This window comes from Candidatus Microthrix subdominans, from assembly GCA_016719385.1.
Lineage (GTDB): Bacteria > Actinomycetota > Acidimicrobiia > Acidimicrobiales > Microtrichaceae > Microthrix > Microthrix subdominans.
In genome coordinates this window covers 55,769-82,249 of the sequence record JADJZA010000009.1, presented here as the reverse complement: position 1 = coordinate 82,249, position 26,481 = coordinate 55,769, and the positions used below count along the sequence as shown (strand labels likewise).

General features: G+C 68.3%; 28 protein-coding genes, 2 tRNA genes and 2 pseudogenes. 21 read left to right on the top strand and 11 right to left on the bottom strand.

Translation table 11 applies throughout. From position 1 onward, the window contains the following. Positions 1–93: 93 nt before the first annotated feature. Positions 94–561 carry a DUF2254 domain-containing protein gene (locus IPN02_16885; GenBank protein MBK9298463.1) on the top strand — a complete coding sequence of 156 codons (468 nt, stop codon included), beginning with the start codon at positions 94–96 and terminating at the stop codon, positions 559–561. Beyond that, on the top strand, positions 537–1,343 hold the full coding sequence (locus tag IPN02_16880) for a DUF2254 domain-containing protein (GenBank protein ID MBK9298462.1): 807 nt from the start codon (positions 537–539) through the stop codon (positions 1,341–1,343). The genes IPN02_16885 and IPN02_16880 overlap by 25 nt, the downstream gene beginning before the upstream one ends. On the opposite strand, the gene IPN02_16875 is transcribed toward IPN02_16880, so the two are convergent. After that, positions 1,304–2,125 (bottom strand): SPASM domain-containing protein, encoded by an 822-nt coding sequence (locus IPN02_16875; protein MBK9298461.1) that lies wholly within the window; start codon positions 2,123–2,125, stop codon positions 1,304–1,306. The genes IPN02_16880 and IPN02_16875 overlap by 40 nt on opposite strands. A gap of 194 nt (positions 2,126–2,319) precedes the next feature. Here IPN02_16875 and IPN02_16870 point away from each other — a divergent pair, with 194 nt between their 5' ends. Further along, positions 2,320–3,003, top strand: coding sequence for a DUF1269 domain-containing protein (locus IPN02_16870; GenBank protein ID MBK9298460.1), 684 nt, complete (start codon positions 2,320–2,322; stop codon positions 3,001–3,003). Positions 3,004–3,025: 22 nt separating this feature from the next. Here IPN02_16870 and IPN02_16865 read toward each other — a convergent pair whose 3' ends face one another. From IPN02_16865 to IPN02_16855, 3 genes are read right to left on the bottom strand one after another with little or no spacing between them, the layout of a single operon-like run. Then, on the bottom strand, positions 3,026–3,379 hold the full coding sequence (locus IPN02_16865) for a hypothetical protein (protein MBK9298459.1): 354 nt from the start codon (positions 3,377–3,379) through the stop codon (positions 3,026–3,028). After that, positions 3,376–3,621 carry a hypothetical protein gene (locus IPN02_16860; protein MBK9298458.1) on the bottom strand — a complete coding sequence of 82 codons (246 nt, stop codon included), beginning with the start codon at positions 3,619–3,621 and terminating at the stop codon, positions 3,376–3,378. Before IPN02_16860 ends, IPN02_16865 begins: the two co-directional genes overlap by 4 nt. A gap of 32 nt (positions 3,622–3,653) precedes the next feature. After that, positions 3,654–4,442: an ATP-binding cassette domain-containing protein gene (locus IPN02_16855; protein MBK9298457.1), complete on the bottom strand. Its 789-nt coding sequence runs from the start codon at positions 4,440–4,442 to the stop codon at positions 3,654–3,656. Positions 4,443–4,557: 115 nt separating this feature from the next. Here IPN02_16855 and npdG point away from each other — a divergent pair, with 115 nt between their 5' ends. From npdG to IPN02_16785, 14 genes and pseudogenes are all read left to right on the top strand, one after another. Continuing rightward, entirely contained in the window at positions 4,558–5,319 is a 762-nt protein-coding gene (npdG, locus tag IPN02_16850) for an NADPH-dependent F420 reductase (GenBank protein ID MBK9298456.1), read from the top strand. 11 nt (positions 5,320–5,330) lie between these two features. Further along, positions 5,331–6,449 (top strand): cysteine--tRNA ligase, encoded by a 1,119-nt coding sequence (locus IPN02_16845; GenBank protein ID MBK9298455.1) that lies wholly within the window; start codon positions 5,331–5,333, stop codon positions 6,447–6,449. A 191-nt stretch (positions 6,450–6,640) separates the two neighbouring features. Further along, positions 6,641–7,633, top strand: a complete 993-nt coding sequence (locus tag IPN02_16840; protein MBK9298454.1) for a 1-acyl-sn-glycerol-3-phosphate acyltransferase — start codon at positions 6,641–6,643, stop codon at positions 7,631–7,633. Between the two features lie 49 nt (positions 7,634–7,682). Next, positions 7,683–9,657: pseudogene (thrS, locus tag IPN02_16835) on the top strand (threonine--tRNA ligase). A gap of 101 nt (positions 9,658–9,758) precedes the next feature. Further along, a complete protein-coding gene (locus IPN02_16830; GenBank protein ID MBK9298453.1) occupies positions 9,759–10,301 on the top strand; it encodes an HIT domain-containing protein in 543 nt (180 codons plus the stop codon). Next, positions 10,294–10,791, top strand: coding sequence for a hypothetical protein (locus tag IPN02_16825; GenBank protein MBK9298452.1), 498 nt, complete (start codon positions 10,294–10,296; stop codon positions 10,789–10,791). The genes IPN02_16830 and IPN02_16825 overlap by 8 nt, the downstream gene beginning before the upstream one ends. 108 nt (positions 10,792–10,899) lie before the next feature. Beyond that, entirely contained in the window at positions 10,900–11,592 is a 693-nt protein-coding gene (locus IPN02_16820) for a CDP-alcohol phosphatidyltransferase family protein (GenBank protein ID MBK9298451.1), read from the top strand. Between the two features lie 21 nt (positions 11,593–11,613). Continuing rightward, positions 11,614–12,564 carry a phosphatidylinositol mannoside acyltransferase gene (locus tag IPN02_16815; GenBank protein MBK9298450.1) on the top strand — a complete coding sequence of 317 codons (951 nt, stop codon included), beginning with the start codon at positions 11,614–11,616 and terminating at the stop codon, positions 12,562–12,564. A 10-nt stretch (positions 12,565–12,574) separates the two neighbouring features. Beyond that, on the top strand, positions 12,575–13,687 hold the full coding sequence (locus IPN02_16810) for a glycosyltransferase family 4 protein (GenBank protein ID MBK9298449.1): 1,113 nt from the start codon (positions 12,575–12,577) through the stop codon (positions 13,685–13,687). Further along, positions 13,684–14,658 carry an endonuclease/exonuclease/phosphatase family protein gene (locus IPN02_16805; GenBank protein MBK9298448.1) on the top strand — a complete coding sequence of 325 codons (975 nt, stop codon included), beginning with the start codon at positions 13,684–13,686 and terminating at the stop codon, positions 14,656–14,658. Before IPN02_16810 ends, IPN02_16805 begins: the two co-directional genes overlap by 4 nt. Before the next feature lie 14 nt (positions 14,659–14,672). After that, entirely contained in the window at positions 14,673–15,821 is a 1,149-nt protein-coding gene (gene trpB / locus IPN02_16800) for a tryptophan synthase subunit beta (GenBank protein MBK9298447.1), read from the top strand. After that, the gene (gene trpA / locus IPN02_16795; GenBank protein ID MBK9298446.1) at positions 15,818–16,621 is read left to right on the top strand and encodes a tryptophan synthase subunit alpha; all 804 of its coding nucleotides are present in this window, start codon (positions 15,818–15,820) and stop codon (positions 16,619–16,621) included. The genes trpB and trpA overlap by 4 nt, the downstream gene beginning before the upstream one ends. Before the next feature lie 246 nt (positions 16,622–16,867). Continuing rightward, positions 16,868–17,158, top strand: a complete 291-nt coding sequence (locus IPN02_16790; protein ID MBK9298445.1) for an HU family DNA-binding protein — start codon at positions 16,868–16,870, stop codon at positions 17,156–17,158. Between the two features lie 314 nt (positions 17,159–17,472). Further along, positions 17,473–17,555, top strand: a tRNA-Leu gene (locus tag IPN02_16785). Between the two features lie 40 nt (positions 17,556–17,595). On the opposite strand, the gene IPN02_16780 is transcribed toward IPN02_16785, so the two are convergent. Next, entirely contained in the window at positions 17,596–18,975 is a 1,380-nt protein-coding gene (locus IPN02_16780) for a DUF222 domain-containing protein (protein ID MBK9298444.1), read from the bottom strand. 234 nt (positions 18,976–19,209) lie between these two features. Between IPN02_16780 and IPN02_16775 the strand changes: the two genes are divergently transcribed. Next, positions 19,210–19,294: transfer RNA gene (locus IPN02_16775), tRNA-Leu, on the top strand. A gap of 163 nt (positions 19,295–19,457) precedes the next feature. On the opposite strand, the pseudogene IPN02_16770 reads toward IPN02_16775, so the two are convergent. The 3 genes and pseudogenes from IPN02_16770 to IPN02_16760 form a co-directional block, all read right to left on the bottom strand. Then, a pseudogene (locus IPN02_16770) lies at positions 19,458–19,601 on the bottom strand (transposase). Between the two features lie 9 nt (positions 19,602–19,610). Then, positions 19,611–21,122 carry a glycerol kinase GlpK gene (gene glpK, locus IPN02_16765; GenBank protein ID MBK9298443.1) on the bottom strand — a complete coding sequence of 504 codons (1,512 nt, stop codon included), beginning with the start codon at positions 21,120–21,122 and terminating at the stop codon, positions 19,611–19,613. A gap of 50 nt (positions 21,123–21,172) precedes the next feature. Further along, positions 21,173–22,105 (bottom strand): MIP family channel protein, encoded by a 933-nt coding sequence (locus IPN02_16760; GenBank protein ID MBK9298442.1) that lies wholly within the window; start codon positions 22,103–22,105, stop codon positions 21,173–21,175. A 177-nt stretch (positions 22,106–22,282) separates the two neighbouring features. Between IPN02_16760 and IPN02_16755 the strand changes: the two genes are divergently transcribed. The 3 genes from IPN02_16755 to IPN02_16745 are packed head-to-tail and all read left to right on the top strand — an operon-like array spanning position 22,283 to position 24,396. After that, positions 22,283–23,032 carry an ABC transporter permease gene (locus IPN02_16755; protein ID MBK9298441.1) on the top strand — a complete coding sequence of 250 codons (750 nt, stop codon included), beginning with the start codon at positions 22,283–22,285 and terminating at the stop codon, positions 23,030–23,032. Positions 23,033–23,038: 6 nt separating this feature from the next. Next, positions 23,039–24,043: a hypothetical protein gene (locus tag IPN02_16750; protein ID MBK9298440.1), complete on the top strand. Its 1,005-nt coding sequence runs from the start codon at positions 23,039–23,041 to the stop codon at positions 24,041–24,043. Continuing rightward, the gene (locus IPN02_16745) at positions 24,001–24,396 is read left to right on the top strand and encodes a hypothetical protein (GenBank protein MBK9298439.1); all 396 of its coding nucleotides are present in this window, start codon (positions 24,001–24,003) and stop codon (positions 24,394–24,396) included. The genes IPN02_16750 and IPN02_16745 overlap by 43 nt, the downstream gene beginning before the upstream one ends. Position 24,397: 1 nt before the next feature. On the opposite strand, the gene IPN02_16740 is transcribed toward IPN02_16745, so the two are convergent. The 3 genes from IPN02_16740 to IPN02_16730 form a co-directional block, all read right to left on the bottom strand. Continuing rightward, positions 24,398–24,847, bottom strand: a complete 450-nt coding sequence (locus IPN02_16740; protein ID MBK9298438.1) for a nucleic acid-binding protein — start codon at positions 24,845–24,847, stop codon at positions 24,398–24,400. 1 nt (position 24,848) lies between these two features. Then, complete coding sequence (locus IPN02_16735) at positions 24,849–25,382, bottom strand: hypothetical protein (protein MBK9298437.1); 534 nt, start codon at positions 25,380–25,382, stop codon at positions 24,849–24,851. 183 nt (positions 25,383–25,565) lie between these two features. Beyond that, positions 25,566–26,381: an aquaporin gene (locus IPN02_16730; GenBank protein MBK9298436.1), complete on the bottom strand. Its 816-nt coding sequence runs from the start codon at positions 26,379–26,381 to the stop codon at positions 25,566–25,568. Positions 26,382–26,481 lie beyond the last annotated feature (100 nt).

The window sequence follows — 26,481 nt, the reverse complement described above, 5'->3', positions numbered from 1 at the left end:
CTAACACGGTCCAGTCGCTGGCGAATCCGACGGGTTCGTCACTGGATCAAGAGCAGCCTCTGGGTTATTCCCGGTCTGTACGCAGCGGTCGCCTTGGGCACCGGCATCGCGCTTGTGGCCTTCGACCACGCCAGCCCGCTTGAATCGTCGCTCGACCTGAGCGCGGCCAGCGCGGGTGCGGCGCTCGCCGCGCTCGGTGGCGGCATGATCACCTTCACCGGGTTTGTCATGTCGGTGGTGCTCCTCGTCGTCCAGTTCGGCAGTAGCGAGTTCTCGCCCCGTTTTCTCCGCTGGTTTCGCGACGACCCGGTCATGAAGCACAGCCTGGGCACCTTCATCGCCACCTTCGTGTTCGCGCTGACGTCTACGGCGCTCAGCGGTCGCGGCGCCGACCACATCGTGCCGAACCGTGCGCTGATCGGAGCGACCGTGCTGACCGCCGCCAGCATCGCCTGGTTTCTGGCACTGATTTCCCGAACGTCGGACAACCTCCGGGTTGCCACGTCATCCAGCGCATCGACAGCCAGGCGCGCCGGGTGTTCGACGACGTCTATCCGGTGAGCAGCACCGAAGTGGCGACGGCCCAGCAAGCGGCGTCGAGCGTCGATCCCAGCTCGGCCGTGCAGCAGGTGCGAAATCCAGACGTGGGCGGCGTGCTGGTGGCCGTCGATCGCGACGAGCTGTTGCGGATCGCTCAGCGCCACGACGCGCTGATCGAGCTGTGTGCGGCGGTGGGCGACCACATCGCCGCCGGTGGCCTGGTGCTCCGGGTGTACGGCGACCAAGCCCTGCCGATGCGACCGCTCAAAGGTGCCCTGATGTTCGGCGACGAGCGGACGCTCGAGGATGATCCGGCGTTCACGTTGCGGCTCCTCGTCGACGTCGCCATCAAGGCGCTGTCACCGGCGGTGAACGACCCGACCACGGCCGTCCAGTGCCTCCATCGCATTGCGGACGTGCTGCGCTACGCCGCCGCCAAGCACTTGTCGACCGGCGTCGTGACCGATCCCCACGGAGCGGTGCGCGTGCTCGTTCCGACCCCCACCTGGGACGATCTTGTCGCGCTGGCCCTCGACGAGATCAGGGCGTTCGGCGCCGGTCAGTATCAGGTCGCAAGACGGGTCCGCGCTCTGCTGGACGACCTGATCGTCGACCTGCCCGCCAAACGCCACCCTGCGTTGGTGAGGCAACGGGAGTTGCTCGAGGACGCGGTCGAGCGATCGTTCCCTGCTGAGCAGCGCCCCGATGCGCTCGCATCGGACCGGCAGGGACTCGGGATGACGATCCACTCCGCCGAGGGCAGTCAGGCCCCCGGCAGTACCTCCATCACCTCGTCGGCGTAGCGACCGGCGCGCAGCAGGTTTGCCATCGTGCGCATCGGCCCGTCGATGTGGTTGAAGTAGTGCCGGTAGCCGGCGCACAGATAGTTCAGGCCGGGCTCGCCGTCGGGGGAGAGGGTGAAGCGGTTCTTCGGACATTCGCCATTGCAGGCGAAGCGCACCTCGCACCGGCGGCAGTAGGCGGGCAGCGTGTCGGCTTTGGCCCGCCCGAAGGCCCGTTGCTTCGGGGACGCGACCAGCTCCACCATCGTGGTGGTCGCGATGTTGCCGAGCAGGTGGGCCGGTTCCACAAAGTGATCGCAGGAGTACAGGTCGCCGTTGTGTTCCAACGCCAGGGCGTCCCCGCAGGTTTCCCGGAACAGGCACATGCTCGATGGCAGGTCCAGCCACGAGGCCAAGGCCGAGTCGAACATCTGCACAAACACCTTCCCGACGTCGCGCCCGACCCACTCGTCGAAGATCGTCGCGAGGAACTCGCCCCAGGCCGTCGGGTCGACCGACCGGTCGGTGACGACGTCTCCCTCCTGGAAGCCGGTGTCGTTGTCGCGCTCGACGATCGGGATGAACTGGATGTGCTCGATGCCGAGCACATCGCGGAAATAGCGGTACACGTCCAGCGGGTGGTACTGGTTGGCCGCGTTCACGGTGCACAGGACGTTGACGTCCACCCGGTGGGCCCGGAGCAGTTCGAGTCCGCGTAGAACCTTGGCCGACGTCGCCTGGCCCCGCTTGTCGACCCGGTAGCGGTCGTGCAGCTCCGAGGGCCCGTCGATGCTGATCCCCACTCGGCCCCGCCAGCCCCCCCCCCCCCCCCCCCCCCGGCCCCCCCCCCCCCCCGTTCCCCACCCCTAAGAGTCGTGCCCATCGCGCCGCCCTGCCAGGCGACTTGTCGGTCGGGCTGGGCGTCGTGCGGTGTCACGCAGGCCCCGGACGATCACCGGGTACGCCTCCTCGCGACTCCGATGTGCGTCGCCCGGTGGTGGGTGAACGCCCCCCCGCCGCCGGGGTCATCCTCGTCGACCACGATGATCACGGCGAGGTGAGGGTCACCCACACCGCCGACCACCTCGGCCGACGTGGCATGACGTGGGGCGGCAGCGTGGGCGTGCTCGTCGGGTTGCTGTCCCCGCCGCTGTTGGCCTCGGTCGTGGTCGGCGGCGCCGTCGGTGGTGTGGTCGGCAAGTTCACCCGCACGAAGGTGGACAGCGGGCTCGAGGAGGCACTGGCGGACAAGTTGCCGAGCGACGGCGCCATGATCATCGCCATCGTCGATGAGGAGGACCGGCTCGAGGCCGACGTCGAGATCCCCGAAGGTGGCGCCGAGGGTGTGCTGGTGGCCAACGCCGACTTCATCGGTGGCTTCTCGCTGTGGTTGGACGGCGATGGCCTGCTCAACCACTCCTCTTCGTTCCTCGGGGTCGGACACCTACCAGCAGGTGTCCGACCGGCCGGTCCCCACCGGCCGCACGACGCTGAAGATGCTCTTCGAGTCCGACGAACCCAAGCCCGGGGCCGGCGGGAAGGTCACCCTGTGGGCCGGCGAGACCAAGATCGGGTCGGGTGCGATGGAGCAGACGACCTCGCTCCGATGTCCGTCGACGATGCCAGGGCGCTGCACGAACACGGCCATCACCACTCGATCGGCCAGAGCGTCGCCGGTTAGTCGTCCTCACCGAACAACCAGGTCAGTAGAGCTCGAATCGGGCGTTGAGCGCCGTCATGTCATCAGGGTCTCCCGTCAGGATGAAGGTTCCGAGCTGCTCCGCAACGACCGCCAGGTGAGCATCGACGACATCGGACGTTCCGGTTGCGGCGAGCCGCCGACCGACACTCCTCGACTCGTCGAGCGGGTGGATATCGAAACTGCGCAGCGCTCGTGCCAGGTTTGCCTGTCGGGTTGGGTCCCGCCACACCTGAGCGAGCACGGGATGCGTCGTGTGAAGGTCGTCGCCGCGCTCGGTTGCCCGCTTGATCAGCGCCCATAGCCGCGAGTTGACCCGCTCACCGTCGACGATCAACGGGCCGGCATCGATGATCATCGATCGACTCCCTGCCGGTCGAGCACCGCGTCGGCCCACGCGAGGTGCTCGGCGTCGATTTGCCCATCCTCGGCTTCCCACGATGCGATCAGGTCGATCATCGCCTGACTTCGGCGCCGTCGTTTCACTTCGGCGAGGAGCGAACGTTTGATCGCCAGCCTCTTGGTGCCGTCGATGGCCACCAACTCGGCGAGTGCGGCTTCCATCTCGTCATCGAAATTGATGGTTGTCTTGGTGGCCATACGGGCATGGTACCGAAGCCGTACAAGTACGGCTAGGTCGCCGCCCAGGCGGTAAATCGGCCGTCGCGCCGCTCAAGGTTGAGCGGCAGGCCGAAGGTGTCGCTGAGCGACTCGGCGGTTAGCACCTCGTCGATCGGGCCGGCATCGCCCACCATTCCGTTGCGAATCAACAACACATGGGTGAAGCTGGGCGGGATCTCCTCGGGGTGGTGGGTGATCAGCACCTGAGCCGGGCCCTCCGGGTTGGAGCCAAGGCGGTCGAGCCGGCCGAGCAGATCCTCCCGGCCGCCCAGGTCGAGCCCGGCCGACGGCTCGTCGAGGACGATCAGTGGCGCGTCGGCCATCAGGGCTCGGGCGAGCAGCACCCGCTGGCGCTCGCCCGAGCTCAACGATCCGAAGGCGCGCTCGCCGAAGCCGGCCATGCCCATCTCGCCCAGCGCTGCTCCGGCCCGCTCGTGATCGGTGGCGGTGTAGTGGTGCCACCACGTCTCCAACGCGCCGTGGCGCGCCGAGACCACCACGTCGTGGGCGGTGACGCCGGGACGGATCTTGTCGGCGAAGGCCACGCTGACGAACCCGACCTCGGTGCGCACCGAGCGCACGTCGGCCCGGCCAAGCCGATGGCCGAGCAGGGTCAGCTCGCCGGCGGACGGTCGGTCCCACCAGGTGGCCACCCGCACCAGGGTGGTCTTGCCCGAGCCGTTGGCGCCCAGCACCACCCAGCGCTCGCCGGACAACACCGCCCAGGTGACATCGGACAGCAGGTGGCGCTCGCCCCGCCACACGCTCAGGCCGCCCACCGACAGCAGCGGCTGGGACACGTTCCACCTCCGTCGGATCGGCGGCGACCGTTTCGCCGGCCGTCCGACGCTCCCACACGTCGCACGCCGAGGCGATTCATGGCCGGATGGTGACCCCCAACTACCATCGCCCCTCATGAAGATCGGTGTACTTGGAGCAACTGGACCGGCCGGAAGCGGGCTGGCGGTGCGACTGTCGTCGCTTGGATACGAGGTGTGGATCGGTTCCCGGTCCAAGTACCGGGCGATGGAGGTGGTCGACGGTCTCACCGACAAGTGGCCGGACAAGGACCTCAACCTGCATGCGGGCGACAACCAGGACGCCGCCCGTGCCGACGTCGTCGTCGTGGCCACGCCCTGGGACGCTGCGGCCGCCACCGTGATGCCACTGGCCGACCTGCTGGCCGGCAAGGTCGTCATCTCGATGGCCAACGCCCTGGCCAAGGTGGCCCACGAATTCCAGCCCCTCGTGCCGCCCCGCGGCTCGGTGGCGGCGTCGATCCAGGCCGCCATTCCCCAGTCGCTCGTGTCGGCGGCCATGCACCACGTGCCCGCCAAGGAACTCGGCGACCTGGCCAACCCGGTCGAGTCCGACGTGCTGGTGTGCTCCGACCACGACGAGGCCACCAACACGACGCTCGAGATCGTCAACGCCATCCCCGACCTGCGTGGCCTGGATGCCGGCGAGCTGTCCAACGCCGCCCCGATCGAGGCCTTTGCTGCGGTGCTGTTGCAGCTCAACGTGAAGTACCGCACCCGCGCCGCCGTGCGCTTCACCGGGATCGATCCCAAGAACCGGCGCACCAAGTCCCCAGGCCGCACCGCGCAGGCCGCCGCCAAGCCTGCCGCTTCCAAGGCACCCGCCGCCAAGGACACAGCCGCGCCCGCCAAGGCGTAACGCCCACCTCCGTGCGCCTCTACGACACCCTTCGCCGCAAGATCGTGCCCTTCGAGCCGGGACCGGTGGTCACGATGTACACGTGCGGAATCACGCCGTACGACTCCACCCATCTGGGGCACGCTGCGACGTACCTGACCTACGACGTGTTGCAGCGCCGCCTGCGCGACGCGGGGCACGAGACCCGGGCCGTCCGCAACATCACCGACGTCGACGACTCGATCCTGCCCAAGGCACGCGAGCTTGGCGTGCACTACCTCGACCTGGCAGCCGCGGAGATGGCCCGCTTCGATGCCGACATGGAGGCGCTGGGCATGCTCCCGGCGTACTCCGAGCCCCGCGCGACGTCAGCCATCCCCGACATCCGAGGGTTCATCGGCATGGTGATCGATACCGGTCACGCCTATGAGGCGGGCGGTTCGGTGTACTTCGAGGTGGCCACCTTCCCGCGCTTCGGTGAACTGTCCGGCTACTCGCGCGACGAGATGCTGGAGCTGGCCGCCGAACGGGGCGGCAACGTCGACGACCCCAACAAGCGGGACCCGCTCGACTTCGTGCTGTGGCAGCCCTCCGCCGAGGACGAACCGGCCTGGGAGTCGATGTGGGGCCCGGGCCGACCCGGATGGCACATCGAGTGCTCTGCGCTGTGCCTGCGGGAGCTGGGCACGACCATCGATCTGCACGGCGGCGGCAGCGACCTGATCTTCCCTCACCACGAGTGCGAGGCCGCCCAGTCCGAGGCCGCCACCGGCGAGCCGCTGGTGCGCCACTGGATGCACCAGGCCATGGTCCGCATGGACGGCGAGAAGATGTCGAAGTCGCTGGGGAACCTGGTGTTCGTCAGCGAGCTGTCCAAATCGTTTCACCCGATGGCGATCCGGCTCGGCGTGCTCACCAACCACTACCGCACCGAGTGGGAGTACTCCGACGAGCTGATGCCGGACGCCCAGCGACGCTGGGAGCGCTGGCTGGCGGCGGGGGAGGGGACCGGCGCGTTGGACGACGTGCGGGCCGCGCTGGACGACGACCTGGACACGCCGGCTGCGATCGCTGCGATCGATGCTGCGGCCGAACGAGGCGAGGGCGTGTCGGAGGCGGCCATGCTGCTCGGCGTCGACTTCGAGCGCTGAGCCGCCCACCCGGCGTCGGCCTTACGTTGTCGCCATGAAAATTCTCAGGTCCGAATGAGAAATCGCCCGTTAGCGGTACCAATCATCATGGGCATAGGACAGAATGGGCCGTCACCAAAACTTCATGAAGGAGCGCAAACTGCGATCAGCATGAGTGCGTTCCGCAGGTGACCGAAAGGTAAGGGGAGTACATGCAACTCGAGTTCGGACAACTCCAAAACCCATCAAGGCGGTTCTCGCCGCTCTTCAACTTTGCGTGGCGAGTGAGCACCGACGGCCTTGAGAACATCCCCACCGATGGCGGCGCCATCATCGCCCCCAACCACCTGTCGGTGCTGGATTCGTTCTTCGTGCCCTGCTCGCTGCCCCGTCGCATCACCTACGTGGGCAAAGCCGAGTACTTGGACGATTGGAAGACCAAGGTACTGTTCCCGGCGATGGGCATGATCCCGATCGACCGGCGCGGCGGGGAGCACGCCCAGGCTGCGCTCGACGCAGCAGCGGACGTGCTCAACCGCGGGGAGCTGTTTGGCATCTACCCGGAGGGCACCCGCAGCCGCACCGGCGACCTGCACAAGGGGCACACCGGCATCGCTCGCTTGGCGATCGAGACCAACTCGCCCATCGTGCCGGTGGGCGTCCTTGGCACGGTCCAGGTGCAACCCCCCGACGCCAAGTTCCCGCGGCCGTTCCGCAACGTGCACATCCGCTTCGGTCAACCGATCTCGCCCGAGCGCTACCTCGACCGCCTCGACGATCGCATGGCGCTGCGTCAGCTGACCGACGAGGTGATGTTCGAGATCCGCCGCCTGACCGGCCAGGAGTACAACGACACCTACGCCACCAAGGCGGCCAAGCCGGAGCAGCCCAGCGCACCGGCCACCGCTCCTGCGTCCTCCTCGACGGTGCTCACCGGCGCCGGCGGCGAGGTGCGCCACGGCCGCCACCTGCGCACCGGTACGTCGAGCCCCACCCAGAGCGGCGCCACGCGCCCCTCGTCCGGATCGGTCCTGGCGGCGCGCCCGCTGGTGCCGGCCGGTAGCTCCCCGGTGCCGGCGCCGGACCCGGCCGCAGCCAGGGAACAGGCCGCCGCCGTGGTCGACACATCCTCCGACCACGACGACATGCTCAGCCGGGCCTCGTCGGCGACGGTGCTGCAGCCAAGGCCGCTCGTGCGGGCCTAGGCAACCCGCTTCCGGGTTCCGTACCCGGACGAGTAGCCTCGGTCCCCTTATGTCAGCGATCACGGTCACCCTTCCCGACGGTTCTCAGCGAGAGCTCACCGACGGTGCCACGGGGGCCGACCTGGCCGCCGACATCGGTTCGGGCCTGGCCAAGGCGGTGCTGATCGCCGAGGTGAACGGCCATCCCAGCGACCTGTCGGCGCCGCTGCCCGACGGGGCCGAGGTGCGTTTCCTCACCAAGCGCGACCCGGAGGTGCTCGAACACCTGCGGCACTCGACCGCCCACGTCCTCGCCCAGGCGGTGCTCGACCTGTGGCCGGGCGCCACGTTCGCCGGCGGCCCGCCGATCGAGGACGGCTTCTACTACGACTTCGAACTGCCCGATGGCGGCACCTTCTCCGAGGGCGACCTGGCCCGCATCGAAGAGCGGATGCGCCGGATCATCAAGTCCAACCAGCCTTTCGAGCGGTACGAACTCGAGCTGGACGATGCGATGGCCGAGATGGGCGACCACCCCTACAAGCAGGCGTTCATGTCCGCCGCGTCCGGTGGTGACGATTCGGACGGGGAGGCCCCCGCCGGTGAGACGATCAGCTTCTATCGCAACGGCGACGGCTTTGTCGACATGTGCCGCGGCCCTCACGTGCCGTCGACCGGCAAGCTGGGCTGGTTCAAGCTGATGCGGGTGGCCGGCGCCTACTTCCGGGGCTCGGAGGCCAACCCGATGCTCCAACGCATCTACGGCACGGCCTGGACCTCCAAGGACGACCTGACCGCCCACCTCGAGCGGCTCGAGCAGGCCGCAGCGCGCGACCACCGCAAGCTGGGGGTCGAGCTCGACCTGTTCAGCTTTCCCGAGGAGATCGGCTCCGGGCTGGCGGTGTTCCACCCCAAGGGCGGCATCGTCCGAATGCTGATGGAGGACTACTCCCGCAAGCGCCACGCCGAGGCGGGCTACGAGTTCGTCAACTCCCCCCACATCACCAAGGAAAAGCTGTTCCAGATCTCGGGGCACCTCGACTGGTTCGCCGACGGCATGTTCCCCCCGATGCAACTCGACCTGGACGGCGACGGCGAGGCGACCAACTACTACCTCAAGCCGATGAACTGCCCGTTCCACATCCTGATCTTCAAGAGCCGGCATGCGCAGCTACCGCGAGCTGCCGCTGCGCATGTTCGAGTTCGGCACGGTGTACCGCTACGAGAAGTCCGGCGTGCTGCACGGCCTCACCCGGGTGCGCGGCCTGACGATGGACGATGCCCACATCTTCACCACCAAGGAGAACATGGGGGAGGAGCTGTCGTCGTTGCTCGACTTCGTGCTGTCGTTGCTGCGCGACTACGGCCTCGATGACTTCTACCTCGAGCTGTCCACCAAGCCCGAAGAGAAGGCGGTCGGCACCGACGAGGAGTGGGACGAGGCCACCGAGGCGCTGCGCCAGGTCGCCGTTACCCAAGGCCTCGACCTGGTGATGGATCCCGGCGGCGGTGCCTTCTACGGCCCCAAGATCTCGGTGCAGGCCCGCGACGCCATCGGCCGCACTTGGCAGATGTCGACGATTCAGGTCGACTTCCAGCTGCCCCAACGCTTCGAGCTGGAGTACGTGGGCTCCGACGGCGAGCGGCACCGGCCGATCATGATCCACCGGGCGCTGTTCGGTTCGGTCGAGCGCTTTTTCGGCGTGCTGGTCGAGCACTATGCCGGGGCGTTCCCCACCTGGCTGGCCCCGGTGCAGGTGGCCATCCTGCCGGTGGCCGACGCCCACGACGACTACGCCCACGACCTGGCCGCACGGCTGCGCACGGCGGGGTATCGCCCCGAGGTGATCGAGGCCAACGACACGTTGGGCAAGCGCATCCGCAACGCCAAGGGGCAGAAGCTGCCCTACGTGTTGGTCGTCGGGGACGACGATGTGGCCCACCACACTGTGGGCGTCAACCCCCGGGGTGGCTCGGTCGAGCGGGACGTGTCGGTCGACGCCTTCCTCGAGCGGCTGGCAGCCGAGGTGGAGTCCAAGGGCATCGGAGCCGGGCCGGGCACGCCCGTCGGTGTCGATGCCGGCTCGCTCGACCCCGACGGCGTCCCCCAGGCGGTGATCGAGGCCGCCTCGCGCCCCGGTCCGTCGTGACGCTCGATCACTTGTGGAGCACCTGGCGATCGAACTACGTCTCGACGCTGGGCGACCCGCCGGGCGACGCCGAGGGCACGCTGTTCGAGCGCATCCTCGGCGCACCAGAGGGTGACCGCGAGAAGTTCGTCGTCGCCCGCGGCCGTCGCTGCTTTGCACTGTTGAACCTGTTCCCCTACACCGCCGGCCACGTCATGGTGCTGCCCAACCGCGGCGTCGCCGGGCTGGACGACCTGAACGACGAGGAGTTCGCCGAGCTGTGGCCGATGGTGCGCGACGCAACGGTCGCCTGCCGGGAGGGCCTGGGCTGCGACGCCGTCAACGTCGGCGTCAACCTCGGGGCGGAGGCCGGCGGTTCCCAGAGCGACCATCTCCACGTCCACGTCGTGCCCCGCTGGGCAGGCGACGCCAACTTCATGACCGCCACCGCCGACACCCGCACCCTGCCGGTGTCGCTGCCCGAGGCCTGGGACCGCCTACGCGCCGGGTGGCCCGGCGGGGCACCCCCTGCTTGGATGAAAGGACAGGCCAATGACTGACGAGGCCGAACACATCGACGAACTGCCCGACGACCTCGACATGACCAACTTCGTCGGCCCGGTGACGTTCCCCAACAACAACCGTCGCCGCATCCCGGCGCTGATCTACCTCCTGCTCGGCGTGGCCGCCATCGCCGTCTCCATCGCCTACAAAGGTGAGGCGGTGGTCAACACCGGGGTCGCCGTCGCCGGCGCGCTGCTGGCGGTCTTCGGCCTGTACGGGCTGATCGCCGGCCGCACCTTGGCGGTCGACGACCAGCAGGCGTTCGCCACCGCCGGTTCTGTCGTCGGGTTCCCGGTCGGGCACGCGTCGGCACAGCAGGTGTGGCGGGGTTGGCGCTCCACCCCGACCTGGCGCATTCTCATCTACTCAAACGAGAACCCGCCCCAGAACCGCGGCATCGTGCTGATCGACGGTGTCAACGGCGAGATCGTCGAGTGGTTCGCCGAGGAGAACCCGGAGCGCTGGGACCCGCAGCCCGGCGCCTGAACCACCCGGGTCCGAGAGGTCCGTCCGGCACCCGTCGAGCGTCTACGCTTCACAGAAGACACCCGGGTCGCTATGCTTGCAAGAGTTAGCACCCCGAGGGGAGACAGCATGTTCGACGGAAACTTCCGTCCTCAGGTCGAGGCCAAGCTCAAACCGGTCGGCCAGCAGATCAAGCGCACCGGCATCACGGCCGACCACCTCACCATCGCGGGGCTGGTCATGGCGGTGGGCGCTGCGGTCGTCATCAGCTTCGGTTGGTGGCACCTCGGGCTGCTGTTCGTCGTGCTCACCGGCGTGCCCGACCTGCTCGACGGTGCTGTGGCCAAGGCGTCGGGCACCGCAGGGCCTCGTGGGGCCTTCTTCGACTCGGTCAGCGACCGCGTCACCGATGCGCTGCTGTTCGGCGCGATCGCCATCAACTACAGCCAAAACCAGCCCAACTGGGTGTGGCTGCCGGTCGCCGTGCTCGCCAGCGCCTCCTGGGTGAGCTACATCCGGGCCAAGGCCGAATCGCTCGGCTTTGACGCCAGCGGCGGCATGGTCGAACGGGCGGAGCGCTTCATCATCCTCCTGGTCGCCCTGCTGTTCCCCATGCTGATGATCCCCGCCCTGATCCTCATGCTGGTCCTCAACGTCGGCACGGCCGGACAGCGCTTCGTCAAGGTGTGGAAGCAGGCCTCGGTCGAGCGTCCCCGCCCGCCCCGCCAGCGTCGCCGTGCCCGCCGCAGTGAGACGACGATGGCCGAGCGTTGGCAGATCCGCCGGGACGCCCGCGACCGCCGCCTGGCCAGCCGCCGCTAACCAGGTCCTTCGGTTCACGGCGTGGTACTGGGCATCTCGGTCCTCGACCTGTTCAAGCTGGGCACCGCCGCCGCCGGTGTGCTGCCGAGGCCGGGCGCCAACATCGTCTCGCAGGGCCTGGCCAGCGCCGTGGCGCCGATGCTCTCCGAGCGGCGCCTGCTGATCGGCCGAAACCTCGATCGGGCGACCGGTCACCGGCTCACTCCCGTTCGACGCGAGGCGCTCACCAACGCAGCGATCCGCTCCTATGGGCGCTACTGGGAGGACCTGTTGCGCCTGCCGACGGTCTCGACCCGCGAGCTGGCGGCCAACTTCGACAGCCAGGGACTCCACCACCTGGACGAGGCGGTCGCAAGCGGCACCGGACCCATCCTCGCCATGCCCCACGTCGGCCGCTGGGAGTGGGCGGCCGCATGGCTCACCCGCGTGCACGGCGTCGAGGTGACCGCCGTCGTCGAAGCGATCGAACCTCCGGAACTCTTCGACTGGTTCCGAAACAAACGCGAGGCGCTCGGCATCCACGTCGTGCCTCTGGGGCCGGACGCGGTCGGGTCGATCAGCCGGGCGATCAAAGCCGGCCACGTCGTGTGTCTGCTGTCCGACCGCGACATCAGCGGCGGCGGCCCCGAGGTGGAGTTCTTCGGGGAGCGCACCCGCCTGCCCGCCGGCCCGGTCACCCTGGCCCTGCGCACCGGCGCCCTGCTCTTGCCCACCGCGGTCTACGAAACGCCGGGCAACCGGGTGCTCGGCGTGGTCCGCCCCCCAATGGACCTCGAACGCGAGGGGCGCCTTCGGGCCGACGTCGCCCGGCTCACCCAGGTCCTCGCCTACGAGCTCGAGGAGCTGATCGCCGCGCAGCCCCAGCAGTGGCACCTTCAGAGCCCCAACTGGCCGAGCGATGTCGCGGCGCTGCGGGCGGCCGGCTACTCGCCGGAGTCGTTGCCTGGGAGCGCTCCAGGGCATTCCAACTAGCCTCACCCCGATGCGTATCGGCCTCGTCTGTCCCTACAGCCTCAGCGTGCCCGGTGGGGTCCAGGGGCAGGTGCTCGGGCTGGCCAAGGCCCTGCGCCGTCGAGGCCACGAGGTTCGCGTGCTGGCGCCCTGCGACGGCCCGCCGCCCGAACCGGGGGTCACTCCGCTGGGCGCCTCCATCCCCTTCGCCACCAACGGGTCGGTCGCCCCGCTCGCCCCAGACCCCTCGGCGCAGCTACGGACGATGCGGGCCCTGTGGGACGAGGACTTCGACGTGCTGCACCTGCACGAACCGCTCGTCCCCGGCGTCACCAACACCGCCCTGGTCGTCAAGCCGTGCCCGATGGTCGGTACGTTCCACGCCTCGGGCGATTTCTCGGCCTACTCCTCCTGGCTCAAGCCGCTGGGATCGTGGGGGGTGCGGCGCCTCGACGTGCGGGTGGCGGTCTCCGACGACGCCCGCAGCACCGCCGGTGTGTGGTTCACCGATGACGACATGTTGGTGCTCTACAACGCCGTCGACACCGAGGCGTTTCGCCAGGTGGTGCCCACGCCGAGCGACGGGCCCTCGATCTTCTTCATCGGACGCCACGAGACCCGCAAGGGCCTGGCCGTCCTGCTCGAAGCGATGAAGCAGTTGCCCGCCGACGTCACCCTGTGGGTGGCGGGCACCGGCCCGCTCACCGAGGAGCTCCAGGCGGCCAATGCCGGCGACGAGCGGATCGAGTGGCTGGGCCGGATCAGCGACGCCGAGCGGGATGCCCGCCTGGCCGGGGCGAGCGTGTTCTGTGCGCCTGCCCTCGGCGGCGAGAGCTTCGGCGTGGTGCTTCTCGAGGGGATGGCGGCCGGCACCCCGGTGGTCGCCTCCAACATCCCCGGCTACAACAACGTGGCCACCCACGACCGCAACGCCCTGCTCGCCGAGCCCGAGGATCCCACGGCGTTGGCCGAGGCGCTCACCGCTGTGCTGACCGACGACGCGCTGGCCGCCCGGCTGACCGAGGCGGGCCACCAGCGGGCCAACGCCTACTCGATGGACCGCCTGGCCGCCGCCTACGAGCAGCTGTACCGGGATGCGATGGCCCGGACCCCGGCGGCCGAGCCGGTGCGCTCCGGCGCTTGAGCCGCATCCCGCGTTGGTTGGCCCCGGCGGCGCTGGCCCCGGCGGCCGCACTCGATGCGGCCTGGGCGCTCGGCATCAACGGCCCACCGGCCCACGTGATCGCCCAGACGTTGGCGCTGCCGGCGCACGCCGCAGCCCTGGCGGCCCTGCCGGCTGCCGCTCTCGCCCCCGGCCGCAGGGCACGCCAGCTCAACGCGGCCGCCGCCCTCGCACTGCTCGGCACCGGCGTCGGCCTGCTGGCTGGGGACTGGGGCGGAGGGCCCCGACCGGGAGACGCCACCCTCACCGTGTACTCCGCCAACCTGGAGTTCGAGCGGAGCGACGTCTCGGCCAACATCGAGGAGATGCTGGCCGCCGGCTGCGACGTCGCCGTGTTTCAGGAGGTCACCCCCGACTATCTCCGGCAGCTGCGCGCCGGGCTCGAGGGCTGCTACACCGAGGTGGTGTCGACCTCCCGCGACGATGCGCTGGGGGCAGCGATGTTCGCCCGGGTGGAGGTGCGCAACGCCACGATCGAGTCGGCCGCCGGGTCGCCCACGCCCTCAGCCGACGTGGTCGCTTGCGACGGCACGGTGGTGCGCGTACTGGGGGTGCACACCACCCCGCCGATCCACGGGGTGGGCCCGTGGACCGCCCAACACGACCGGCTGGCGGCGATGGCCAGGGAGGCCGATCGCGTGGTGGTGGCCGGTGACTTCAACGCCAGCGGTCGGCACCAGCCGATGCGCCAGTTGGTGGCCGGCGGGCACCTGCGCGACGCCCACCGGGAAGTGGGGCAGGGGTTGGGGCTCACCTGGCCTGCTCGGCTGCCGATTGCCCGTCTCGACCGGGTGCTGTTCCGGGGCCTCGAACCGCTGTCGCTCAGCGTGGGATGCACAGCCGGTTCGGACCACCGGCCGGTCACCGCAAGGTTCTCGACCGCCGGGCGTAGGGTGTCGGCCGTCGTCGAGAAGGTACGGGAGCGAGCGTGACCAACACGGTAGGTATGGGTGACCCGGGTGCAACGGGCCGCTTTGGCGAGTTTGGTGGGCGCTACGTGCCCGAAACCCTCATCCCGGCATGTGAGGAGCTCGAGGTGGCGTTCCGCGACGCCTGGGTGGACCCGGCCTTTCGTTCCGAGCTCGACGGACTGCTCGCCGATTACGCCGGGCGTCCCAGCCCGCTGACCGAAGCCCACCGGCTGTCCGAGGAGCTCGGCTGCCGGGTGCTGCTCAAACGGGAGGACCTCAACCACACCGGCTCGCACAAGATCAACAACGTTCTCGGCCAGGCGCTGCTCGCCCGCCGCATGGGCAAGTCCAAGCTGGTGGCCGAGACCGGTGCCGGCCAGCACGGCGTGGCCACCGCCACCGCTGCGGCGCTGCTCGGCATGGAGTGCATCGTCTACATGGGCGAGGTCGACATGGCCCGCCAGGAGCTCAACGTTTTTCGCATGCGCCTACTCGGGGCCGAGGTTCGCTCGGCGATGAGCGGCAGTCGCACCCTGAAGGATGCGGTCAACGAGGCGATGCGCTCCTGGGTGGCCACCGTCGAGACCACCCACTACTGCCTGGGCTCGGTGATGGGACCCCATCCGTATCCGTGGATGGTGCGGGAGTTTCACCGGGTGATCGGCGACGAGGCCTACGCCCAGGTCCACAAGTTGACCGGCGCCGACCCCGACGTCGTCGTCGCCTGCGTGGGTGGTGGATCGAACGCAGCCGGAATCTTCTCCGGGTTCGTCGATACCGAGGCCGAGCTGGTCGGCGCCGAGCCCGCCGGCGGGGCGGCGATCGGCGGCGGGGCGGTCGGCGTCGTGCACGGCATGGCCTCGTACCTCAAGCAGGACGATGTCGGTCAGGTGATGGAGGCCCACTCGATTTCGGCCGGGCTCGACTACCCGGGGGTGGGCCCCGAGCACAGCTTCCTCGCCGCCGAGGGCCGGGCCCGCTACGAGCCCGTGACCGACGCCGAGGTGATCGAGGCCTTCGTGCTGCTCAGCCGGACCGAGGGCATCATCCCGGCCCTCGAGCCGGCCCACGCCCTCGCCTGGGTGGCCAAGGCCAAGGACGAGCTCGCCGGCAAGACCGTGCTCATCAACCTGTCGGGACGCGGCGATAAGGACGTCGCCCAGATGATGGAGGTGCTGGGATGAGCGCCGCCCAGCCGTCACACGTCCCGGGCCCGCTGGAATCGGCGCTGCGCCGCCGTCGCGACGCCGGGGGCAAGTCCCTCGTGCCCTACATCACCGGTGGGTTGGGGGAGTGGATCCCCACGATCGAGGCGGTCGCCCAGGCCGGCGCCGATGCCATCGAGATCGGCATTCCCTTCTCCGATCCGGTGATGGACGGCCCCACCATCCAGGCGGCCTCCGACCTGGCCTTGCACCAGGGGGCCCTTCCCCACGAGGTGATCGAGGCCGCCGGTGCTGCCGACGTCGGCATCCCCTTGGCCGTCATGACCTACTACAACCTGGTGTTCCGCCCGGGCGTCACCCGCTTCGCCGGAGAACTGGCCCGGGCCGGCATCGCCGGGGCCATCCTGCCCGATCTGCCTCTCGACGAGGCCGGCCCGTGGATCGATGCGGCCGACACTTCTGGGGTGGAGACCGTGCTGTTGGCGGCGCCAACCACCCCCGACGAACGCCTCGACCGCATCGCCCAGCGGTCCCGGGGCTTCCTGTATGCCGTCGGGCTGCTCGGCGTCACCGGCGAGCGGGCCACCCTGGCCGATTCGGCCAAGGAGATCGCCCGGCGCGCCAAGGACATCACCGACCTGCCCGTGCTGGTCGGGGTCGGCGTCTCCAGCCCCCAGCAGGCGGTCGAGGTGTGCGAGGTGGCCGACGGCGCAGTCGTCGGGTCAGCGTTCATGCGCAAGATCCTCGACGGTGCCTCCCCCGATCAGGTGGCCGACCAGGTGGGGGAGTTCCGAGACGCGCTCGACCGGGGGATGTGACATTAGGACCCTTGCAGCCGCCGCTTGAAGCCCGCTCAAATCGCAGATTCGTTGTGCCCCTAGGTGTCTGCGCTCATTCCTGGTAGAGTTACACCGTTGTCATTCACATCCGGCTTCACCGAATTCCGGGCTCCGGCCTGGTTTCGAGGTTGCAGAACGTGACGGGCGGCGCAATAGGGTCACAACGACCCCGAACCAAGTCGGTTCGTACATGATCCAAGCGGACGAACCGCTGAGGAGGCACACATGAACAAGAGTGAACTGGTCTCGACCATCGCCCGTCGCACCGAGATGTCCGAGAAGGACGTCAACGCAGTGCTGGGTGAGTTCATCACCGTCGTCGGCGAGGTCGTCGCGAAGGGCAAGGACAAGCTGACCATCCCCGGCTTCATCTCCTTCGAGCAGACCGAGCGCAAGGCCCGCATGGGTCGCAACCCGCAGACCGGCGAGCAGATCCAGGTTCCGGCCACCAAGGCCGTCAAAATCTCCGCTGGCTCCAAGCTGAAGAAGATCGCCAAGGGCGAAGAGACCCCGTAGTTGGCTGGGGCCGATTGGCCCCGAACAACTGGTGCTACCTGCGATGGGAGCGTCCTCGGGCGCTCCCATCGTCGCGACCGGCGGCAACCCTCGGTGCTCAGTCTCCGAACGGTGCAGTGTCGGGGTTGAACTCGCTCAGGTTCCGTCGGAACGCAATCTCCCGCGCCAGCATGACGCCCAAGATGATGATGACGAGAACCTTCAGTAGGCGACTCACGCTGTGGATCGTATCGGACGAACTACCGATCCGGGCCCTGAACTGCGGCAATGGTGAGCGAACGCGTCGACGGGTTACCATCGACGCTCCACCCAAAGCCCGGGTGGCGGAATGGCAGACGCGGGGGATTCAAAATCCCCTGTCCGAAAGGGCGTGTGGGTTCAAGTCCCACCCCGGGCACTCAAGGATCGATCGGCTCGCTTGGCGGGGCGCCGGCGACCTACTCCAACTGGCTTCCGTCAGGTCGTGTGGTGTGCCACCCGCCGGTCGGATCTCGCTGGATCGTGAAGCCCTTCTGCTTCCAGCGGTTGTGTTTTCCGCACAACGGCGCTGCGTTGGCCGGTTGTGTTGTTCCGCCTCGGCCGTGTTCGTGGAGGTGGTCGATCTCACAACGGCTGGCGGGTGCGTGGCAGCCAGGCCAGATGCAGTGGGTGTGGCCGGCGGTGGCGGCCACACGGGCCGATCCAGTGAACCGTCGGGCCCGCCCGAGGTCGATCACCACCCCGGCTGCGTCGACGATAACCCGTCGGACCTTGTGGAGCAGGCTGTCGGCCGCTGCTTCGGTGGGGTCGACGTCGTGGCCGTCTTCGGTGCGACACATGAACGTGTCCGGATCGAACCGTGGCGGCCGGTCAGCGTCCATCGCCGACAGCATCTCCTCGTAGGCGGCCGCCGACCAGTGGATGTTGTGCACCCACCCGGGCGCAATGGCCGATCCATCGGCGGCGGCTGCATCTCGGAACACCCGCACCAACGCGTCAGCGCGGCGTTGGGCATCGGTCCGATCCAGGTCCTCCTTGGAGATCCCGTCGCCCAACCAGCCGCCTTCACCGAGTCGGGCAGTGGCTTCGGCCCAATCAGCCTTGAATTCAGCGTCGACATAGCGGTCGAGAATCTCCTTGAGTTCAGCACCTTGCATCGACGCGAAGAACCCGGTCAGGTCCCAGGACTGATCCCACGGGTTCTGCACCAACCGGGCATCCCGCTTCTTGTGGTTACGTTCGTTGGCCGGTTCGGGGCCGTCCTCGTCGATCAGGCGTGCCCAGCGATGCACCTTGTGCGCAAACGTCTTGGCACCCATCGTCTGGGCGTCGCGCAGGAACTCGTCGTCACGGGCTCTCATCGCCGCCGCCACCCGAGGGTTGGCATCCACCCGACCCAGCGCGCGGACCGCGCAGGTGGATACCTCACCTGCCTTCCATGCTGTGGTCACCTTCGGCATATCGCGAGCAAGCCGGGCGGTCTTGGCCCGGGCCGTCGCCTCAGCGTTGGTGAGGTGGGCGACATGGCGCACCATGATCTTGGCCGACCCGTGCCCGTCGGCCGTGTGCAACACCCTGCGCTGGATCGACTCAACCAACTCAGAACGGGCAGCATCCACCCGACGCCCAAGCCGTTCCAGCTCGTCGATCCAGACGACCGCATCCTGAGAATCGTCGGGTTCCACCCCGGCGGCGAACAACTCATCGATCGACGATTCGGCGTGGGCCAAGGCAAGCGCCGCAGCCGGATTGCCCACCTCCACCCGCCCAAGATCGCGCTCCGGACCCACTCCCTCCGGACCGCTCCCGGTCGGCTCGAAATCGGTGATCGAAGCCATGGGTCCAGTCTGATCAACGGGTGTGACAACGAAGCCAGCCGCTGGAGAAGATTTCCGAGAATTCTCGGCGATCCTGATGCGGTGAGCGACGCCTCAGACCGGCATCAGGTCGGCCGTATCTGCCGTGCCTTCGGGTGCCCCATCCATCAGGACGCCGGCTGGGTGTCGGCTGGTGGGGGAGAGCGGCAGCGCTGCTATGCTGACCCGCTTGCACCGGGCGAAAACCGGGGTCACGTCGGAGTGGCGGAATTGGCAGACGCGCTAGGTTGAGGGCCTAGTGCCCGTTAAGGGCGTGGGGGTTCAAGTCCCCCCTCCGACACAACTCAACCCCGAGTCCTTGAGCCCGACTTCGGAGAATCCCACGTTGAGCGCTGGCGCTCCGTGCAGGGTCACCGAGAGCCGGTCTGCGTGGACTGTGACGTCTTGGAGCAGCTTCGTCGAGCAGCGTCCTGCGCTCTGCCTCGTGGGCGTGATCCCACAGGCCCGCGGTGCGGGCGGTGCTGGTTGTAGTCGAGCAGGAGAGCGCGAAGCTGGCGTTCGTTCCAGATGAAGGTGCGGTCGAGCAGTTCGTGACGCAGCGTGCGCACCCATCGTTCGGCGAACGCGTTCGCTTGGGGTGCTCGCGGGCGTTGTAGCTAGACCGGCTCAGCGTCGACCCAGTCAAAGGTGCGGGTCACGGCCTTCTTCCATTGGGCGAGCTCCCGCTCCCGGGTGGCCTCGTCCATCTGGGGCAGCCAGCGCTTGTCCTCGACCCACTTGGCCCGCAGCACCTCGGTACTCGGCCAGAACCCGACGGCGAGCCCTGCTGCATACGCGGCACCGATCGCCGTGGTCTCGGTCAGCGACGGCCTGATGATGGGGATGCCGAGGATGTCGGCCTGGAACTGCATGAGCAGCTCGTTCTTGACCATGCCGCCGCCGACGCGCAGCTCGTGGAGGGTCACGCCGGAGTCGGCCTCCATCGCATCGACCATCTCGCGGCCCTGGAACGCCGTGGCCTCAAGCGTGGCGCGGGCGATGTGGCCTCCCTCCACGAAGCGGGTCAGCCCGACGATCACGCCACGGGCGTCATCACGCCAATACGGGGCGAATAGTCCCGAGAACGCCGGGACGAAATAGCAGCCACCGTTGTCGTCCACACTGCGGGCCAGCTCTTCCACCTCCGCCGCCGAGTCGATGAGGCGGAGGTTGTCGCGAAGCCACTGGACGAGCGCCCCGGCGATGGCGATCGACCCCTCGAGGGCGTACACGGCGGGGGCGTCACCGAGCTTGTAGCCGACCGTAGTGACCAACCCGTGATCCGAGCGCACCGGCTCGGTGCCCGTGTTGAGCAGGAGGAAGTTGCCGGTCCCGTAGGTGTTCTTGGCGTCGCCGGCGTCGAAGCAGCTCTGGCCGAACAGCCCGGCCTGCTGATCGCCGAGGTCACCGGCCACCGGCACCCCGGCCACGGAAGCGAGGCGGGCTTCGCCGTAGACCTCGCTCGACGAGCGGATCTCCGGCAGCATCGACGCGGGAATGCCCAGCGCCGCCACGATGTCGGGCGCCCAGTCCAGGGTGGCCAGGTCCATCAGGAGCGTCCGGCTGGCATTGGTGACGTCGGTGATGTGCAGTCCACCGTCGACGCCGCCGGTGAGGTTCCAGATGATCCAGGTGTCGATCGTCCCGAACAGGAGCTCGCCGGCTTCGGCGCGCGCTCGTGCGCCGGGTATGTTGTCGAGGATCCAGACGACCTTCGGTCCCGAGAAGTACGTCGCGAGCGGGAGCCCCGTGGAGGCCCGGAATCGGTCACGACCCGCGTCGGCGGACAGGTCGCGGCAGATCTGATCGGTGCGGGTGTCCTGCCAGACGATGGCGTTGCCCACCGGTTCGCCGGTGAACCGGTCCCACACGACCGTGGTCTCGCGCTGGTTCGTCACGCCGATGGCCACCAGATCTGCCGCGGTCAGCCCGGTGGTAGCGAGGGCGTCAGCGATGACCGCCTCGGTCCGGGCCCAGATCTCCTGCGGCCGGTGCTCGACCCAACCCGGCTGAGGGTAGACCTGCTCGTGCTCCTGCTGCGCCATGCCCACGGATTGCCCGTCGGCGTCGAAGATCACGAAGCGCGTGCTGGTGGTGCCCTGGTCGATGGCGGCCACATACCGAGACATCTGTGCTCCTCATATGGTTCGTCACAGGATCTGCACCCCGCGTAGGACGTTCATTCTTCTTCGAGGACGACTTCACCGACGGTCCTGGCGTGGGGGGTCTCTGCCGTTCCCCGGGCGGCCAGGACGTTGTGGATCGCCAGGTCGTACACGAGTGCACCGAAGATGGCACCAACGATGGGGCCCAGTATCGGGACCCACCAGTAGGCGCCGAGGTTCGCCGAGGTCCCCGGTAGGGCGGCATCACCCCATCTGGCGACCCACGCGAAGAACCGGGGGCCGAGATCCCGGGCCGGGTTGATGGCGTAGCCGGTGCCGGCACCGAGCGAGGAGCCGATGGCGAAGACGGCGAAGCCGATGACGAGCGGGCCGAGGTTGGCTCGTGGCGGGGTGTTCATGAGATCGCTCACCGCGAAGATGAACACGACGAGGAAGGCGGTGGCCACGGCTTCGGTCAGAAACGGACCCCAGTAGCTCGTGTAGTAGTCGGCCGGCGCGGTGACGAAGATGCCTATGCTCGCACCCCCGTGACGCACGATCCCACTGGAGCGTTCGAAGGCCTCGATGGCCTCGAAGAACAGGGCGTACACGAGGGCGGCGCCGACGAAGGCGCCGAGCAACTGCGCCGCTATGTAGCCGGGCACCTTCGACCAGGCAAAGCCCCGACGTAGCGCGAACGACAACGTGACCGCCGGGTTGAGGTGAGCGCCACTGACCCCGCCGGCGACGTAGATGCCGAACGTCACCGCCATCGCCCACCCGAGGGTGATGAGCAACCAGTCCCCACCGCCGAGGAACGCCGTCTCGGTCCGCCCCGACTCCGGGAGCGCGGCGAGCGAGGTCGCCACCACGCCGCAGCCGAACGTGATGATCACGAACGTCCCAAGGAACTCGGCGAGGTAGTCCGCCCACGGCGTGTTCCGCCATCCCACCCTGGTCCCGAACGCTATGGCAGTTGCACTCTCCGCAGAGCCGGTCGTCTCCATGCCCCAGCCTCCCCCTGCGAGTCGCTTCCCACGGGTTCGTCGCGAGCAGCGACGGGTTCCCGGCGATGACCGGGGCCGACCCGGCGTTGTCGTTCCTTGAGCTGGTCGCGTTCGGCGAAGGCCGAAGCCTAGGCCAACAACGAGTGAACGAGGGTGATCGGGTGAAGGAGAAGGCTGTTGCACCTGGTTCGCGAGACCGGGCTGCTCGTGTTCACGTTCCTGCAACCCGTCATGTTCGTGTTGCTCTTCCGGTACGTGTTCGGCGGCACGCTCGGCCAGGTGCTGGGCATGGACTACGTCAACTACCTGCTGCCGGGCATCTTCGTGCAGGCGGTCGCCCTCGGATCGGTGTCCATGGCCATCGGCCTCGCAGAGGACTTTGGGGGCGGGCTGATCGAACGGTTCCGCTCGCTGCCGATGGCCCCGATGTCGGTGCTGGCGGCGCGCACGCTGGCCGACCTGGTGCGCAACATCGGCATCGTCGTGGTGATGTTGCTCGTCGGCATGGCGATCGGCTTCCGGCCCTACGACGTCATGGGCGTGGTCAAGGGCAGCCTGCTCGTCCTGGCGTTCGCCTTCTCCGTGTCCTGGCTGATGGCGCTCGTCGGCCTGCGATCCACGTCGGCCGAGGAGGCCCAGTCGATGGCCTTCCCGGTGCTGTTGCCGCTCACCTTCGCCAGCTCGGCGTTCGTACCGGTCAACTCGATGCCGGGGTGGCTTCAGGCCTTCGCCGCCCACCAGCCCGTTACCATCGTCGTCAACGCCTGCAGGGGGCTGATGCTGGGACCCGAGGCGGCCCAGGCCCTGCAGGATTCCGGCTCGTTCACCACAACGACCACGGGGTACGTGTTGCGGTCGCTGCTGTGGATCGCAGTGATCCTCGCCATCTCGGTCCCGCTGGCGGTCCGCCGGTTCAGCAAGACATGAGGCGGCATGGAGACGGTGCTCGACGACCGCATCGCCCTGATGGATCAGGGGTCGTACCTCGGGTTGCGGGCCCTCGGCCACCAGCCCGTCTTCCTCGCCACGTGGACGTATGACCGACCGGTCGACCTCGAAGCGTTGCGGCGCGTCAACGACAACCTCTGCCACACGTTGGCGGGACGGCTGGTCGAGCACTCCCCGCTGCCGGGCGGACGGCACCGCTGGGTGGCGGTCGACCGCGCCCCCGACCTCGTCGTTGAAGCAACGCCAAGGAAATGGGACGAGGTCTTCACCTGGACCTCCGAGTTTGGTGACCGAGGTACCGACCCCGAGCACGGCCCGGGCTGGCGGATCGGGGTGTTGCCGCTGACCGACGGCGGCACATCTGTTGCCTTCACCATCCCCCACGCCCTCGGCGACGGGCTCTGCGTGCTCCAGGCGATCACCGATGCGGTCGAGGGTCGGGCGCGCCGCCCGGCCTATCCACGGAGGGGTGCACGTCGCCGCAGCCGCGTGCTGTGGGCCGATCTGCTGGCGTTTGTCCGGGGCCTGCCGTCCGTGCTGCGCGCCGTGGTCGCCGGCGCCCGAGTCGCCCGTGCCCAGGCTGCGCCGAAGACTTCCGGCAGCAAACCCGGCGCCCCGGCCGCTTCTACCACGTCGAAACCAGCAGGCGGTCCCTTCCGCGTTCCGGTGTCGTGCGTTCGGGTGAACCAGGCCGACTGGGATGCCGCCGCCGCCGAGCGAGGCGGCACGAGCAACACCCTGGTGTCGGCGGTTGCGGCCCGGATGGGGGAGCGGTTGGGACGGACCGGTGCCGACGGGATGGTCACCCTGGCGTGCCGGTCAGCGTGCGGATCGAGGGCGATACGCGCGCCAACTCCCTCGACAGAGCCACCATTCGGATCGAACCCACCGGCGTGGTCGATGACCTCACCGGCCTACGCGAGGCCACCAAGGCGGCGCTCGTGGCCGTGGCCGAGCAGTCATACGACCTTGCGGCCGCCCTCCCGTTGACGCCCCTCATGCCCGCCGCCGCGGTGCGCAGGGCCGAGCCGCTGGCGATGGGCGCGTCCGCCCTGCCGGTCGGCTGCTCCAACTACGGCGACCTGCCCGCCGCAGTCGTCCGCCTCGACGGCCGGGACTCGAACGACTTCTGGGTGCGCCTGATCGAGCCGGGCCAGGGTCCGGCGGACCTCGACCGCATCGGCGGTCAGTTGTACGTGCTCAGCGGCCGGGCCCTCGGAAACGTCTTCCTCTCGATCGTCGCACGGCCGGTGGGCGGCGGCCTCGGCAGAGATGAGTTGCTCTGTCACATCGAGGCCACCCTCGCCGAGTTCGGCCTGAGCCCGACGTTGGTCACCCGCTGACTCAGATGTCTGACCAAAGGCGCGCATCGACGTAGCGCTCAAGGTGCGTGACGTTCGTGGTTGCTACAACGATTGTTTCGGCTGGCTCCTCGGCCTGAAGGGCCTGTGCCTGGGCGGCGAGGATAACGTCACCATCGAGGGCTGCATCCCGGGCTGTTGGGAGTCCGCTGTTTCGTGCTTCGGCCCAGAGGCTGGCGGCGATCCGCATCATGGCGGTTGACAAGGGCAGGTAACCGAGGCCGGTGCCGAGTCTTTCGAGCCGCTCGATACCGGCGTGTTTCCCGGACCGTTCGAGTTCTCGGCGAACTTCATAGTCAGAGATTTCGGCCACGATGAGGCGGTCGCCTGCGTCGATACGGGTTCGTGCCCACGTTCGGGCATCGTGGGCAGGCCCTTTGGTGCTCGGGTTGCTCACGAGGCCGAGGGGTCCGCTGTCGAGAATGATCAGCACGCTAGAAGGGTCGACCCTCGGATCGGCGCGTCGCAGCCAGCGCATCCATGAGCGCCCGACCGGTCGACTGCCGTTCGCTGTGCTCGCCGATCTGGCCGACGGCGTCGATCGCTGCGAGTGCACCGGCCGCATAGTCGTCACCTGCGGCTGGGCCGGGGGCGAATCGTTCGGCTTTCGTGAAGTGCGAGGCCCCCTTCACGGCGCCCTTTCGGCCAGTGGACCGCCAACCCAGCTTCGCCATCTTGAGCTTCACGGCGACGCCCACAGACTGACGAAAGCGGAAGCCGGGAGGGCCAGATATGAGAATGCGTTCGATCGCCGGGTCTGCCTCGATGAACCGGACAACGCCGGCGAGAGCGGGCAGGTTGTGCATCTCTGCGTCGGTGAGCCGTTGCTCGTTGGCCGGCAAGTTCAGCAGTTCGAAGAGGTTCTGAAACGCATCCGGATGTGCCTCAAGCTCCCCCTGGTACTTGGCCGCGTGAGGGTCGGCGTAGAAGTCGGCAGCGCCAATGTCCGAGCGAGTTGCAGTTTCCATCCTTCAAGTTTAGATAAACGTTTTGTGGATGTCTAGGAGTCAGCCCTCTGGAACGACTTCGGTTCATTGCATGAGACGGTTGCTGATTTGTGGTCTCGCTAGTAATGGTGTGCGGCGCCCTCGCGGCAGGTATCCTGCGTCACCCGCATCGATGATGATGGCCTCCAACGGCGACAGAACCCGTCAGGCCCTGGTCGGCTCGGCCTCCTTGGTGTCGAGGGCGCCCTGACCGGCCGCTGATCCGGCCCTGCCTCCACCCTGGCCTCTGAGCACGAAACCAAACGCCGTTGCGACGGCTGCGCCGGCGAGCGGACCGCCGAGGTACACCCAATAGGAGGCGAAGTCGGCGCCGACCAGGTCGGGACCGAAGGTACGTGCAGGGTTCATGGAGGTGCCGGAGATCGGGCTGCCCCAGAGGCCAGCGAGTGCGATGTAGCCGCCGACGCCCAACGCCCCGATGATCCCGTCGTTCTGGGCACCGGACGCAGTCCCAAGGATCACGCTGACAAGCCCGAGCGTGAGGACGAACTCCATCCAGAATGCTGAGCCGTTCGAGTAGCCGGAGGCCGGGTAGTTCGAGCCGTACGTGGCCGAAACGTTGACGACCGACTGGAGGAAGAGCGCTGCGAGCGACGCGCCGAGCAACTGAACGATGATGTAGCCGGGAACCCGCCACCATGGGAAGTCGCGTCGCAGGGCAAAAGCGATGCTGACCACCGGGTTCAGGTGGGCGCCGGACACCTTGCCCATGAACAAGATGACCGCCATGACCATCAGGCCGGGAGCGACCACTGCGGCTTGGCGGCTGATCGTGTCGGGGAACGCCTGGCCCATCATGCCGCCGCCGGCGGCGACCAGGACGAGGAGGAACGTGCCGAATGCTTCGGAGATCAGGCGGCGCCATTCCTGTCGCGGGTTGTTGAAGTCGTCCATTGGTTGAATGACGTCGGAGTGGAACCAACGGTCGATCGCCGAGCCGTCGGCGTATGGATCGGTCATTCGGCTCTCCTCGTCGGGCAGGTCGTGTGAACGACGGTATTGGTGTCGGTCCCGCCGACGCATCCCCCACATGTGGTGAGATTGCCGGGCGCTCGGCGGT

Excerpts from the sequence above, each read along its gene's own strand:
- IPN02_16865 (MBK9298459.1), bottom strand. The coding sequence starts at position 3,379 with ATGATCATCGATGCCGGCCCGTTGATCGTCGACGGTGAGCGGGTCAAC.
- IPN02_16860 (MBK9298458.1), bottom strand. The coding sequence starts at position 3,621 with ATGGCCACCAAGACAACCATCAATTTCGATGACGAGATGGAAGCCGCA.
- npdG (MBK9298456.1), top strand. The coding sequence starts at position 4,558 with ATGAAGATCGGTGTACTTGGAGCAACTGGACCGGCCGGAAGCGGGCTG.
- IPN02_16840 (MBK9298454.1), top strand. The coding sequence starts at position 6,641 with ATGCAACTCGAGTTCGGACAACTCCAAAACCCATCAAGGCGGTTCTCG.
- IPN02_16825 (MBK9298452.1), top strand. The coding sequence starts at position 10,294 with ATGACTGACGAGGCCGAACACATCGACGAACTGCCCGACGACCTCGAC.
- IPN02_16820 (MBK9298451.1), top strand. The coding sequence starts at position 10,900 with ATGTTCGACGGAAACTTCCGTCCTCAGGTCGAGGCCAAGCTCAAACCG.
- IPN02_16810 (MBK9298449.1), top strand. The coding sequence starts at position 12,575 with ATGCGTATCGGCCTCGTCTGTCCCTACAGCCTCAGCGTGCCCGGTGGG.
- trpB (MBK9298447.1), top strand. The coding sequence starts at position 14,673 with ATGGGTGACCCGGGTGCAACGGGCCGCTTTGGCGAGTTTGGTGGGCGC.
- trpA (MBK9298446.1), top strand. The coding sequence starts at position 15,818 with ATGAGCGCCGCCCAGCCGTCACACGTCCCGGGCCCGCTGGAATCGGCG.
- IPN02_16790 (MBK9298445.1), top strand. The coding sequence starts at position 16,868 with ATGAACAAGAGTGAACTGGTCTCGACCATCGCCCGTCGCACCGAGATG.
- IPN02_16780 (MBK9298444.1), bottom strand. The coding sequence starts at position 18,975 with ATGGCTTCGATCACCGATTTCGAGCCGACCGGGAGCGGTCCGGAGGGA.
- glpK (MBK9298443.1), bottom strand. The coding sequence starts at position 21,122 with ATGTCTCGGTATGTGGCCGCCATCGACCAGGGCACCACCAGCACGCGC.
- IPN02_16760 (MBK9298442.1), bottom strand. The coding sequence starts at position 22,105 with ATGGAGACGACCGGCTCTGCGGAGAGTGCAACTGCCATAGCGTTCGGG.
- IPN02_16750 (MBK9298440.1), top strand. The coding sequence starts at position 23,039 with ATGGAGACGGTGCTCGACGACCGCATCGCCCTGATGGATCAGGGGTCG.
- IPN02_16735 (MBK9298437.1), bottom strand. The coding sequence starts at position 25,382 with ATGGAAACTGCAACTCGCTCGGACATTGGCGCTGCCGACTTCTACGCC.
- IPN02_16730 (MBK9298436.1), bottom strand. The coding sequence starts at position 26,381 with ATGACCGATCCATACGCCGACGGCTCGGCGATCGACCGTTGGTTCCAC.